The following is a 9,322-nucleotide window of genomic DNA, read 5'->3' on the forward strand; positions in this document are numbered from 1 at the left end:
AGCAGCAGACAGACAGAAGCCCGGCGGCCTCCACTCAGGGAGTGGCCGGCACGGGCTCGGGAAGCCTAACAGGCGGGTGTGTGACGGAAACCGCGCGAGGGGCGCCGGACGAATCCGGCGCCCCTCGCATGGTGCTTGCCTCGATCAGGCGACGGTAACCGAACCGCCGGCCGCCTCGATCTTCTCCTTGGCAGAGCCGGAGAAGGCGTCAGCGGTGACCTGGACGGCGACGGTGATGTCGCCCGTGCCCAGGACCTTGACCGGGTGGCCGTCGCGCACAGCGCCCTTGGCCACGAGGTCCGCGACGGTGATCGTGCCGCCCTCGGGGAAGAGCTCCGAGATGCGGTCCAGGTTCACGACCTGGGAGACCACCTTGAACGGGTTCTTGAAGCCCTTGAGCTTCGGCAGACGCATGTGGATCGGCATCTGGCCACCCTCGAAGGCAACCGGAACCTGGTAACGCGCCTTGGTGCCCTTGGTACCACGACCGGCGGTCTTACCCTTGGAGGCCTCACCACGACCCACGCGGGTCTTGGCGGTCTTGGCACCCGGGGCGGGACGCAGGTGGTGCAGCTTCAGAGCGGCCATGTCAGTTGACCTCCTCGACCGTCACGAGGTGACGGACCGTGTTGACCATGCCCCGGATCTCCGGGCGGTCTTCCTTGACGACCACGTCGCCGATCCGCTTGAGACCGAGCGTGCGCAGGGTCTCGCGCTGGTTCTGCTTCAGACCGACCTTGCCGCGGAGCTGAGTCACCTTGAGCTGAGCCATCAGGAAGACACCTCCGCACGGGCCTTGAGCAGAGCAGCCGGGGCAACGTGCTCGACGGGGAGACCGCGACGGGCCGCAACGGCCTCCGGCTCCTCGAGCATCTTGAGCGCCTCGACCGTCGCGTGGACGATGTTGATCTGGTTGGACGAACCGAGCGACTTGCTCAGGACGTCGTGAATGCCGGCGCACTCGAGTACGGCGCGAACCGGGCCACCAGCGATCACACCGGTACCGGGAGCGGCCGGCTTGAGCAGGACGACGCCTGCAGCCTTCTCGCCCTGGACCGGGTGGGGGATGGTGCCCTGGACACGGGGGACCTTGAAGAAGTGCTTCTTGGCCTCCTCAACACCCTTGGCGATGGCGGCCGGCACCTCCTTGGCCTTGCCGTAGCCGACGCCGACCATGCCTTCGCCGTCGCCGACGATCACCAGGGCGGTGAAGCTGAAGCGACGACCACCCTTCACGACCTTGGCGACACGGTTGATCGCGACGACACGCTCGATGTAGGCGGTCTTGTCGGCGTTCTGGTCACCGCGACGACCGTCGCGGCCTCCACGACCGCCCGACTGGCGCTCGCCACCGGCGCGCTGACCGCGCTGCTGGGCTCCGCTCATCAGACTTTCCTCTTCTCTCTCTGTCGCAATCAGAAGGTCAGACCGGCTTCGCGGGCGGAGTCCGCCAGCGCAGCGATGCGACCGTGGTACTTGTTACCGGCGCGGTCGAAGACGACCGCGTCGATACCGGCAGCCTTGGCGCGCTCGGCGACGAGCTCGCCGACCTTCTTCGCCTTGGCAGTCTTGTCGCCCTCGAAGGCGCGAACGTCCTTCTCCATGGTCGACGCGTACGCCAGCGTCTTGCCGACGAGGTCGTTGACGACCTGGACGGAGAGGTGCTTGGCGGACTTCGTCACGACGAGGCGCGGACGCTCCTCCGTGCCGGAGATCTTCTTGCGACCACGAACCTGGCGGCGCAGGCGCGAACGCACCCGAGCCGAGGTGTGCTTGTTGTTCTTGAGCGAGATAGCCATCACTTACCAGCCTTTCCGACCTTGCGGCGGATGTGCTCGCCGGAGTAACGGACACCCTTGCCCTTGTACGGCTCGGGCTTGCGGAGCTTGCGGATGTTGGCCGCAACCTCACCCACGAGCTGCTTGTCGATGCCCTGGACGGCCAGCTTGACCGGACCGTCCGTGGTGAAGGTGATTCCCTCGGGGGCGTCGAAGGTGATCGAGTGCGAGTAGCCGAGCTGGAACTCGAGCTGCGTCGGGCCCTTCGGCAGGACGCGGTAACCCACGCCGACGATCTCGAGCTTCTTCTCGTACCCGTCGGTGACACCGACGACCATGTTGTTGATCAGGGTCCGGGTCAGGCCGTGGTACGACTTCGCCTCGCGGCTGTCGTCCGGACGGATGACGTCGAGGACGCCCTCGTTCTTCTCGACCGTGATCGGCGCGACGACGTTGTGGGACAGGGTGCCCTTCGGGCCCTTGACGGTCACGAGGTCACCCTCGATGACCACGTCCACGTTCGCCGGGACCGTGATCGGGAGCTTGCCAATGCGCGACATGCTTCTTCTTCCTCTCTCGGTCTCAGGTCACCAGACGTAGGCGAGGACTTCGCCGCCCACGCCCTTCTGGTTCGCCTGGCGGTCGGTGAGCAGGCCCTGGGACGTCGAGATGATCGCGACGCCGAGACCGCCGAGCACCTTCGGGAGACCCGTGGACTTGGCGTAGACCCGGAGGCCCGGCTTGCTGATGCGGCGGACGCCAGCGATGGAACGCTCGCGGCTGCGGCCGTACTTGAGGGTGATCGTCAGCGTCTTGCCGACGGCCGGCTGGCCCTCGGAGTCGACGTTGTCGGCGATCTCGTACGACGTGATGTAGCCCTCCTGCTTGAGGATGTCGGCGACACCCTGCTTCAGCTTGGAGTACGGCATGGCCACCGTGTCGTGGTACGCCTGGTTGGCGTTGCGCAGACGCGTGAGCATGTCTGCGATCGGGTCAGTCATCGTCATGATGCGTGTTCTCTCTCTGCTGCGGTTTCCGCGCGCTCAGCGGCGGGACGGACCTTCAGCGATAGGTGGAAATCCGGGACCTGGTCACCAGGAGGACTTGGTCACGCCGGGGAGCTCGCCACGGTGAGCCATCTCCCGCAGGCAGATACGGCACAGGCCGAACTTGCGGTAGACGGCCTTCGGGCGGCCGCAGCGCTGGCAGCGGGTGTAGCCGCGGACAGCGAACTTCGGCTTGCGCGCGGCCTTGACCTTGAGCGAAGTCTTCGCCATGTCAGTTCTCCTTGAACGGGAAGCCGAGCTGCTTGAGCAGCGCGCGGCCCTGGTCGTCGGTGGTGGCCGTGGTGACGATGGTGATGTCCATGCCGCGCGACCGGTCGATCTTGTCCTGGTCGATCTCGTGGAACATGACCTGCTCGGTCAGACCGAACGTGTAGTTGCCACGGCCGTCGAACTGACCCGGGTTCAGACCACGGAAGTCGCGGATGCGCGGAAGCGCGAGCGACAGGAGGCGGTCGAGGAACTCCCACATGCGGTCGCCACGCAGCGTGACGTGCGCGCCGATCGGCATGCCCTCACGGAGCTTGAACTGGGCGATCGACTTGCGAGCCTTGGTCACGAGCGGCTTCTGGCCGGTGATCGCGGTGAGGTCCTTGACCGCACCCTCGATCAGCTTCGAGTCCTTGGCGGCGTCGCCGACACCCATGTTGACGACGATCTTCACCAGGCCGGGAACCAGCATGACGTTCGGCAGCTCGAACTCAGCCTGCAGCGCCGGGACGATGTCCGAGCGGTAGCGGGTCTTGAGACGCGGCTGGATGGTGGTCTCGGTCATCAGATCTCCTCCCCCGTCTTGCGGGAGATGCGCACGGAGCGCTCCACGGTGTACGTCGAGCCGTCGGCACGCTTCTTGGTGCCCTCGACCTTCTTGAAGCCGATGCGGGTGACGCCGTCACCCTCGACCAGCATGACGTTCGAGACGTGGATCGGGGCCTCGACGGTCACGATGCCCGACTCCTGGCCCTGGGCCATCGCCTTGACGTGCTTCTTGACCTGGTTGACGCCCTCGACGACGACACGGTCGTCCTCGCGCAGGACGGACAGGACCTTGCCGGTCGCGCCCTTGTCCTTGCCGGCGATGACCTTGACGGTGTCACCAGTCTTGATGTTGATGTTCTTAGCCATGGTTCACAGCACCTCCGGGGCGAGCGAGATGATCTTCATGAACTTCTTCTCGCGCAGCTCGCGGCCCACCGGACCGAAGATGCGGGTACCGCGGGGCTCACCGTCGTTCTTGAGGATGACGGCGGCGTTCTCGTCGAACTTGATGTAGGAACCGTCGGGACGACGGCGCTCCTTCACGGTCCGGACGATGACGGCCTTGACGACGTCACCCTTCTTGACGTTGCCACCGGGGATCGCGTCCTTCACGGTGGCGACGATGACGTCACCGATACCGGCGTAGCGTCGACCCGAGCCACCGAGAACACGGATGCAGAGGACTTCCTTCGCACCGGTGTTGTCGGCGACCTTGAGTCGCGACTCCTGCTGGATCATTGATTTCTCCTGGATGTCGAGCTGGTTCTCGCCGCCTCAGCGGGCAACGAGCCTTGCCGAACTTGCTTTGGAATCTGGGTCGGCCCCCGACCCCGACGCGTACGCCGGGGTCAGCGGCCGGCGGTCACTTGGCCTTCTCGACGACCGAGACGAGGCGCCAACGCTTGGTGGCGGACAGCGGACGGGTCTCCATGATCTGGACCCGGTCGCCGATGCCGCACTCGTTGTTCTCGTCGTGCGCCTTCAGCTTGATCGTGCGACGCATGACCTTGCCGTACAGGGCGTGCTTCACGCGGTCCTCGACGGACACGACGATCGTCTTGTCCATCTTGTCGCTGACGACCAGGCCCTCGCGGACCTTGCGGGCGTTGCGAGCCTCGGTGGTGGCGTTGTCGCTCATCAGGCCTCCTCAGCCGTCGCACCCGGCGCCGTACGAATGCCGAGCTCGCGCTCGCGCACCACGGTGTAGATCCGGGCGATGTCCTTCTTGACCGTGCGGAGCCGGCCGTTGTTCTCCAGCTGGCCGGTGGCGGCCTGGAAGCGGAGGTTGAACAGCTCCTCCTTGGCCTCGCGGAGCTTGGCCTCGAGGTCAGTGTTGTTCAGCTCGTCGAGCTCGAAGGCGATAGCCATCAGAACTCACCCGCCTCTCGCGAAATGAAACGGCACTTCATGGGGAGCTTGTGGATCGCGCGGCGCATCGCCTCGCGGGCCACGTCCTCCGGAACACCGGAGAGCTCGAACATGACGCGGCCGGCCTTGACGTTGGCGACCCACCACTCCGGCGAACCCTTACCGGAACCCATGCGGGTCTCGGCCGGCTTCTTCGTGAGCGGACGGTCCGGGTAGATGTTGATCCACACCTTGCCGCCACGCTTGATGTGGCGGGTCATGGCGATACGCGCAGACTCGATCTGGCGGTTCGTCACGTAGTGCGGCTCAAGGGCCTGGATACCGAACTCGCCGAAGGCGAGGGTGGTACCGCCCTTGGCAACACCACGACGGTCCGGGTGGTGCTGCTTGCGGTGCTTGACACGACGCGGCATCAGCATGGCGTCAGCCCTCCTGACCGGTGGTAGCAGCCTCGGCAGCCGGCGCCTCGACGGCGGCGGTGGCCTCGGCCGGAGCCTCGGCGCGGTCGGCACGAGCCGGACGGTCGCCGCGCGAACCACGGTTCGGACGCTCGCCGCCACGGCCGGCCGGACGGCCACCACGACCGGGCGCACCGGCACGGGCCGCAGCCTGCGCCTCACGCTCGGCGCGGGTGCCCGCGACCTCGCCCTTGTAGATCCAGACCTTCACGCCGATGCGGCCGAAGGTCGTCTTGGCCTCGTAGAAGCCGTAGTCGATGTCCGCACGCAGGGTGTGGAGCGGGACCTGGCCCTCGCGGTAGAACTCGGTGCGCGACATCTCGGCGCCGTTGAGGCGGCCCGAGCACTGGATCTTGACACCCTTGGCGCCGGAGCGCATCGAGGTCTGGATCGCCTTCTTCATCGCACGACGGAACTGCACGCGACCAGAGAGCTGCTCGGCAACGCCCTGGGCGACGAGCTGCGCCTCGATCTCGGGGTTCTTGACCTCGAGGATGTTCAGCTGGACCTGCTTGCCGGTCAGCTTCTCGAGCTCGCCGCGGATGCGGTCGGCCTCGGCGCCACGGCGACCGATGACGATGCCCGGGCGGGCCGTGTGGATGTCCACACGGACGCGGTCACGGGTGCGCTCGATCTCGACCTTGGCGATGCCGGCGCGGTCCATGCCCTTGGAGAGGAGCTTGCGGATCGCGACGTCCTCACCGACGTACGCGGAGTACAGCTTGTCGGCGTACCAACGCGACTTGTGGTCGGTCGAGATGCCGAGACGGAAGCCGTTCGGGTGGATCTTCTGACCCATGCTCAGGCCTCCTTCGGCTGAACGACGAGCGTGATGTGCGAGGTGCGCTTGTTGATGCGCGTCGCGCGACCCTGGGCACGCGGACGCCAGCGCTTCATGGTCGGACCCTCGTCCACGCGGGCGACGCTGACGACCAGGTCGGCGGCGTTGAGGCCCTCGGTGGTCTCGGCGTTCGCGATCGCGGACTCGAGGACCTTGTAGACGGTCTCGGCGGCAGCCTGCGGCGCGAACTGCAGGAGCGACAGCGCGTCCTCGACCGGAAGACCGCGGACCATGTCGACGACACGGCGGGCCTTCATCGGCGTGATGCGCTGGAAGCGGGCGACGGCGAAGGCGCCCGGCTGGTCACCGAGGAGCGACTTGCGACGGTCGCTGGTGGCGGTACGAGCAGCGGCGGTCATCGACGCTTCCCCTTCCGGTCTTCCTTCACGTGACCCTTGTAGGTACGCGTCGGAGCGAACTCACCCAGCTTGTGACCGACCATGGAGTCGGAGACGAAGACCGGGACGTGCTTGCGACCGTCGTGCACCGCGATCGTGTGTCCGATGAAGGACGGCAGGATCATGGACCGGCGCGACCAGGTCTTGATGACGTTGTGGGTGCCCTTCTCGTTCTCGGCGTCCACCTTCTTGAGCAGGTGGCCGTCGACGAAGGGGCCCTTCTTGAGACTGCGCGGCATTACTTGCGGCCCTTTCCGGACTTGCGGCGACGGATGATCTGGGAGTCGCTGGCCTTCCGCTTGCGCGTGCGGCCCTCGGGCTTGCCCCACGGGGAGACCGGGTGACGACCACCGGACGTCTTGCCCTCGCCACCACCGTGCGGGTGGTCGACCGGGTTCATGACGACACCACGGACGGTCGGGCGAACGCCCTTCCACCGCATGCGGCCGGCCTTGCCCCAGTTGATGTTCGACTGCTCGGCGTTGCCGACCTCGCCGACGGTGGCGCGGCAGCGCACGTCGACGAAGCGCATCTCGCCGGACGGCATGCGCAGGGTGGCGCGCGAGCCCTCACGAGCGATCAGCTGGGCGGACATGCCGGCCGAACGGGCGATCTTCGCGCCGCCACCGGGCCGGAGCTCGATGCAGTGGATCGTCGTACCGACGGGGATGTTGCGCAGCGGCAGGTTGTTGCCCGGCTTGATGTCGGCGTTGACGCCGGCCTCGATCGGGGTGCCCTGCGTGACGCCCTTCGGCGCGATGATGTAGCGCTTCTCGCCGTCCGCGTAGTGAAGGAGCGCGATGCGCGCGGTGCGGTTGGGGTCGTACTCGATGTGAGCGACCTTGGCCGGCACGCCGTCCTTGTCGTAACGCTTGAAGTCGATGACGCGGTACGCACGCTTGTGACCGCCACCGATGTGGCGGGTCGTGATGCGGCCCTGGTTGTTGCGGCCACCCGTCTTCGGGAGCGGACGCGTGAGCGACTTCTCCGGCGTCGAGCGGGTGATCTCAACGAAGTCAGCGACGGACGAGCCACGACGGCCCGGCGTAGTCGGCTTGTACTTGCGGATGCCCATCAGGCCTGACCTCCGAAGATGTCGATGGAGTGACCCTCGGCAAGGCTGACGATGGCGCGCTTGGTGTCCTTGCGCTTGCCAAGGCCGTTCTTGGTACGGCGGGTCTTGCCAACACGGTTGATCGTGTTGACCGAGGTGACCTTGACGCCGAAGACCTTCTCGACGGCGATCTTGATCTCGGTCTTGTTCGCGTCCGGGTGCACCAGGAAGGTGTACTTGTTCGTGTCGATGAGCGCGTAGCTCTTCTCGGACACGACCGGGGCGAGCAGGATGTCGCGGTGGTCCTTGTGCAGGGTGCTCATGCTCACGCCTCCTCAGCGGTCGCAGCGGCCTTCGGGGCGACGAAAGCGTCGTACGCACCCTTGGTGAAGACCACGTCGTCGGAGAGCAGAACGTCGTACGTGTTCAGCTGGTCGACGGCGATGATGTGGACGTTGGCGGCGTTGCGGAGCGACAGCCAGGTGAGGTTGTCACCGCGCTCGAGGACCACCAGGAACTTGGTGCGCTCCGAGAGACCGGCGAGGGCAGCGATCGCAGCCTTGGTGGACGGCTTGTCGCCGGCGACCAGGGAGTCGACCACGTGGACACGGCCGTTGCGGGCGCGGTCCGACAGGGCGCCCTTGAGCGCCGCAGCCTTCATCTTCTTCGGGGTGCGCTGGTCGTAGTCACGCGGCTGCGGGCCGTGGACGACGCCACCACCGGCGAACTGCGGCGCGCGGGTCGAGCCCTGGCGGGCGCGACCGGTGCCCTTCTGCTTGTAGGGCTTGCGGCCACCGCCGCGCACCTCGGCGCGCGTCTTGGTCTTGTGCGTTCCCTGGCGGGCAGCAGCCTGCTGGGCGACGACGACCTGGTGGATCAGCGGGATGTTCGGCTCGACGTCGAAGATCTCGACGGGGAGCTCGACCTTGAGGGTGCTCACTTGGAGGCCTCCTTCTTCGCGGCGGAGCGGAGAACCACGAGCCCACCCTTGGGGCCGGGGACGGCACCCTTGAGGAGGACCAGGCCGCGCTCGGCGTCGATCGCGTGGACCGTGATGTTCTGCGTGGTCACAGCGTCGCCACCCATGCGACCCGCCATGCGCATGCCCTTGAAGACGCGACCGGGGGTCGCGCAGGCACCGATGGAACCGGGCTTGCGGTGGTTGCGGTGGGCACCGTGGGAAGCGGAGACACCGGCAAAGCCGTGACGCTTCATGACACCGGCGAAGCCCTTGCCCTTGGAGGTGCCGCTCACGTCGATGACGTCGCCGGCGGCGAACGTCTCCACGGAGAGCTCCTGGCCAGCGGCGTAGCCAGCGGCGTCAGCGGTGCGGATCTCGACCACGTGGCGGCGGGGCGTCACGCCGGCCTTGGCGAACTGGCCGGCGTCCGGCTTGCTCACCTTGCGGCCGTCGATCTCGCCGTAGCCGACCTGCACGGCGTTGTAGCCGTCGGTCTCGACCTTGCGGACCGCGGTGACGACGTTGGTCGCCGCGGAAACGACAGTCAGGGGGACGATCTTGTTGTTCTCGTCCCAGGTCTGCGTCATGCCGAGCTTGGTGCCCAGCAGACCCTTCACGTTGCGCTCGTTAGTCATCTCGAT

Annotated in this window: 20 protein-coding genes; all 20 read right to left on the bottom strand. The window is 66.7% G+C overall.

Annotation, left to right across the window (positions count from 1 at the left end):
• Positions 1 to 144: 144 nt before the first annotated feature.
• Entirely contained in the window at positions 145 to 588 is a 444-nt protein-coding gene (rplO, locus tag IEX47_RS10605) for a 50S ribosomal protein L15 (protein WP_188783972.1), read from the bottom strand.
• Position 589: 1 nt separating this feature from the next.
• Positions 590 to 772, bottom strand: coding sequence for a 50S ribosomal protein L30 (gene rpmD / locus IEX47_RS10610; protein WP_107700740.1), 183 nt, complete (start codon positions 770 to 772; stop codon positions 590 to 592).
• Complete coding sequence (gene rpsE / locus IEX47_RS10615; RefSeq protein ID WP_188783973.1) at positions 772 to 1,386, bottom strand: 30S ribosomal protein S5; 615 nt, start codon at positions 1,384 to 1,386, stop codon at positions 772 to 774. The genes rpmD and rpsE overlap by 1 nt, the downstream gene beginning before the upstream one ends.
• Before the next feature lie 29 nt (positions 1,387 to 1,415).
• Complete coding sequence (gene rplR / locus IEX47_RS10620; RefSeq protein ID WP_131585649.1) at positions 1,416 to 1,799, bottom strand: 50S ribosomal protein L18; 384 nt, start codon at positions 1,797 to 1,799, stop codon at positions 1,416 to 1,418.
• On the bottom strand, positions 1,799 to 2,338 hold the full coding sequence (gene rplF, locus IEX47_RS10625) for a 50S ribosomal protein L6 (RefSeq protein WP_188783974.1): 540 nt from the start codon (positions 2,336 to 2,338) through the stop codon (positions 1,799 to 1,801). Before rplF ends, rplR begins: the two co-directional genes overlap by 1 nt.
• Before the next feature lie 27 nt (positions 2,339 to 2,365).
• Positions 2,366 to 2,785 carry a 30S ribosomal protein S8 gene (gene rpsH / locus IEX47_RS10630; RefSeq protein WP_188783975.1) on the bottom strand — a complete coding sequence of 140 codons (420 nt, stop codon included), beginning with the start codon at positions 2,783 to 2,785 and terminating at the stop codon, positions 2,366 to 2,368.
• Between the two features lie 84 nt (positions 2,786 to 2,869).
• The gene (locus IEX47_RS10635; RefSeq protein ID WP_010831721.1) at positions 2,870 to 3,055 is read right to left on the bottom strand and encodes a type Z 30S ribosomal protein S14; all 186 of its coding nucleotides are present in this window, start codon (positions 3,053 to 3,055) and stop codon (positions 2,870 to 2,872) included.
• A gap of 1 nt (position 3,056) precedes the next feature.
• Complete coding sequence (rplE, locus tag IEX47_RS10640; RefSeq protein ID WP_107700745.1) at positions 3,057 to 3,617, bottom strand: 50S ribosomal protein L5; 561 nt, start codon at positions 3,615 to 3,617, stop codon at positions 3,057 to 3,059.
• Positions 3,617 to 3,967, bottom strand: a complete 351-nt coding sequence (gene rplX, locus IEX47_RS10645) for a 50S ribosomal protein L24 (RefSeq protein ID WP_229662791.1) — start codon at positions 3,965 to 3,967, stop codon at positions 3,617 to 3,619. The genes rplE and rplX overlap by 1 nt, the downstream gene beginning before the upstream one ends.
• Before the next feature lie 3 nt (positions 3,968 to 3,970).
• Complete coding sequence (rplN, locus tag IEX47_RS10650) at positions 3,971 to 4,339, bottom strand: 50S ribosomal protein L14 (RefSeq protein WP_107700747.1); 369 nt, start codon at positions 4,337 to 4,339, stop codon at positions 3,971 to 3,973.
• Between the two features lie 124 nt (positions 4,340 to 4,463).
• Positions 4,464 to 4,739, bottom strand: coding sequence for a 30S ribosomal protein S17 (rpsQ, locus tag IEX47_RS10655; RefSeq protein WP_188783976.1), 276 nt, complete (start codon positions 4,737 to 4,739; stop codon positions 4,464 to 4,466).
• Entirely contained in the window at positions 4,739 to 4,969 is a 231-nt protein-coding gene (gene rpmC, locus IEX47_RS10660; protein ID WP_188783977.1) for a 50S ribosomal protein L29, read from the bottom strand. The genes rpsQ and rpmC overlap by 1 nt, the downstream gene beginning before the upstream one ends.
• A complete protein-coding gene (gene rplP / locus IEX47_RS10665; RefSeq protein WP_107700750.1) occupies positions 4,969 to 5,388 on the bottom strand; it encodes a 50S ribosomal protein L16 in 420 nt (139 codons plus the stop codon). Before rplP ends, rpmC begins: the two co-directional genes overlap by 1 nt.
• A gap of 4 nt (positions 5,389 to 5,392) precedes the next feature.
• On the bottom strand, positions 5,393 to 6,226 hold the full coding sequence (gene rpsC / locus IEX47_RS10670) for a 30S ribosomal protein S3 (RefSeq protein ID WP_131585639.1): 834 nt from the start codon (positions 6,224 to 6,226) through the stop codon (positions 5,393 to 5,395).
• A gap of 2 nt (positions 6,227 to 6,228) precedes the next feature.
• On the bottom strand, positions 6,229 to 6,627 hold the full coding sequence (rplV, locus tag IEX47_RS10675) for a 50S ribosomal protein L22 (RefSeq protein ID WP_188783978.1): 399 nt from the start codon (positions 6,625 to 6,627) through the stop codon (positions 6,229 to 6,231).
• Positions 6,624 to 6,905, bottom strand: a complete 282-nt coding sequence (gene rpsS / locus IEX47_RS10680) for a 30S ribosomal protein S19 (RefSeq protein ID WP_107700753.1) — start codon at positions 6,903 to 6,905, stop codon at positions 6,624 to 6,626. Before rpsS ends, rplV begins: the two co-directional genes overlap by 4 nt.
• Positions 6,905 to 7,741, bottom strand: a complete 837-nt coding sequence (gene rplB, locus IEX47_RS10685; RefSeq protein WP_188783979.1) for a 50S ribosomal protein L2 — start codon at positions 7,739 to 7,741, stop codon at positions 6,905 to 6,907. Before rplB ends, rpsS begins: the two co-directional genes overlap by 1 nt.
• Positions 7,741 to 8,043, bottom strand: a complete 303-nt coding sequence (gene rplW / locus IEX47_RS10690) for a 50S ribosomal protein L23 (RefSeq protein ID WP_107700755.1) — start codon at positions 8,041 to 8,043, stop codon at positions 7,741 to 7,743. Before rplW ends, rplB begins: the two co-directional genes overlap by 1 nt.
• Before the next feature lie 2 nt (positions 8,044 to 8,045).
• Complete coding sequence (rplD, locus tag IEX47_RS10695) at positions 8,046 to 8,660, bottom strand: 50S ribosomal protein L4, sunset domain variant (RefSeq protein WP_188783980.1); 615 nt, start codon at positions 8,658 to 8,660, stop codon at positions 8,046 to 8,048.
• Positions 8,657 to 9,316, bottom strand: coding sequence for a 50S ribosomal protein L3 (rplC, locus tag IEX47_RS10700; protein ID WP_188783981.1), 660 nt, complete (start codon positions 9,314 to 9,316; stop codon positions 8,657 to 8,659). Before rplC ends, rplD begins: the two co-directional genes overlap by 4 nt.
• Positions 9,317 to 9,322: the final 6 nt, after the last annotated feature.

It is taken from the genome of Nocardioides phosphati, from assembly GCF_014646375.1.
GTDB lineage: Bacteria > Actinomycetota > Actinomycetes > Propionibacteriales > Nocardioidaceae > Nocardioides > Nocardioides phosphati.

Bases quoted from the DNA above. Each gene is read 5' to 3' on its own strand.
- rplO (WP_188783972.1), bottom strand. From the start codon at position 588: ATGGCCGCTCTGAAGCTGCACCACCTGCGTCCCGCCCCGGGTGCCAAG.
- rpmD (WP_107700740.1), bottom strand. From the start codon at position 772: ATGGCTCAGCTCAAGGTGACTCAGCTCCGCGGCAAGGTCGGTCTGAAG.
- rpsE (WP_188783973.1), bottom strand. From the start codon at position 1,386: ATGAGCGGAGCCCAGCAGCGCGGTCAGCGCGCCGGTGGCGAGCGCCAG.
- rplR (WP_131585649.1), bottom strand. From the start codon at position 1,799: ATGGCTATCTCGCTCAAGAACAACAAGCACACCTCGGCTCGGGTGCGT.
- rplF (WP_188783974.1), bottom strand. From the start codon at position 2,338: ATGTCGCGCATTGGCAAGCTCCCGATCACGGTCCCGGCGAACGTGGAC.
- rpsH (WP_188783975.1), bottom strand. From the start codon at position 2,785: ATGACGATGACTGACCCGATCGCAGACATGCTCACGCGTCTGCGCAAC.
- IEX47_RS10635 (WP_010831721.1), bottom strand. From the start codon at position 3,055: ATGGCGAAGACTTCGCTCAAGGTCAAGGCCGCGCGCAAGCCGAAGTTC.
- rplE (WP_107700745.1), bottom strand. From the start codon at position 3,617: ATGACCGAGACCACCATCCAGCCGCGTCTCAAGACCCGCTACCGCTCG.
- rplX (WP_229662791.1), bottom strand. From the start codon at position 3,967: ATGGCTAAGAACATCAACATCAAGACTGGTGACACCGTCAAGGTCATC.
- rplN (WP_107700747.1), bottom strand. From the start codon at position 4,339: ATGATCCAGCAGGAGTCGCGACTCAAGGTCGCCGACAACACCGGTGCG.
- rpsQ (WP_188783976.1), bottom strand. From the start codon at position 4,739: ATGAGCGACAACGCCACCACCGAGGCTCGCAACGCCCGCAAGGTCCGC.
- rpmC (WP_188783977.1), bottom strand. From the start codon at position 4,969: ATGGCTATCGCCTTCGAGCTCGACGAGCTGAACAACACTGACCTCGAG.
- rplP (WP_107700750.1), bottom strand. From the start codon at position 5,388: ATGCTGATGCCGCGTCGTGTCAAGCACCGCAAGCAGCACCACCCGGAC.
- rpsC (WP_131585639.1), bottom strand. From the start codon at position 6,226: ATGGGTCAGAAGATCCACCCGAACGGCTTCCGTCTCGGCATCTCGACC.
- rplV (WP_188783978.1), bottom strand. From the start codon at position 6,627: ATGACCGCCGCTGCTCGTACCGCCACCAGCGACCGTCGCAAGTCGCTC.
- rpsS (WP_107700753.1), bottom strand. From the start codon at position 6,905: ATGCCGCGCAGTCTCAAGAAGGGCCCCTTCGTCGACGGCCACCTGCTC.
- rplB (WP_188783979.1), bottom strand. From the start codon at position 7,741: ATGGGCATCCGCAAGTACAAGCCGACTACGCCGGGCCGTCGTGGCTCG.
- rplW (WP_107700755.1), bottom strand. From the start codon at position 8,043: ATGAGCACCCTGCACAAGGACCACCGCGACATCCTGCTCGCCCCGGTC.
- rplC (WP_188783981.1), bottom strand. From the start codon at position 9,316: ATGACTAACGAGCGCAACGTGAAGGGTCTGCTGGGCACCAAGCTCGGC.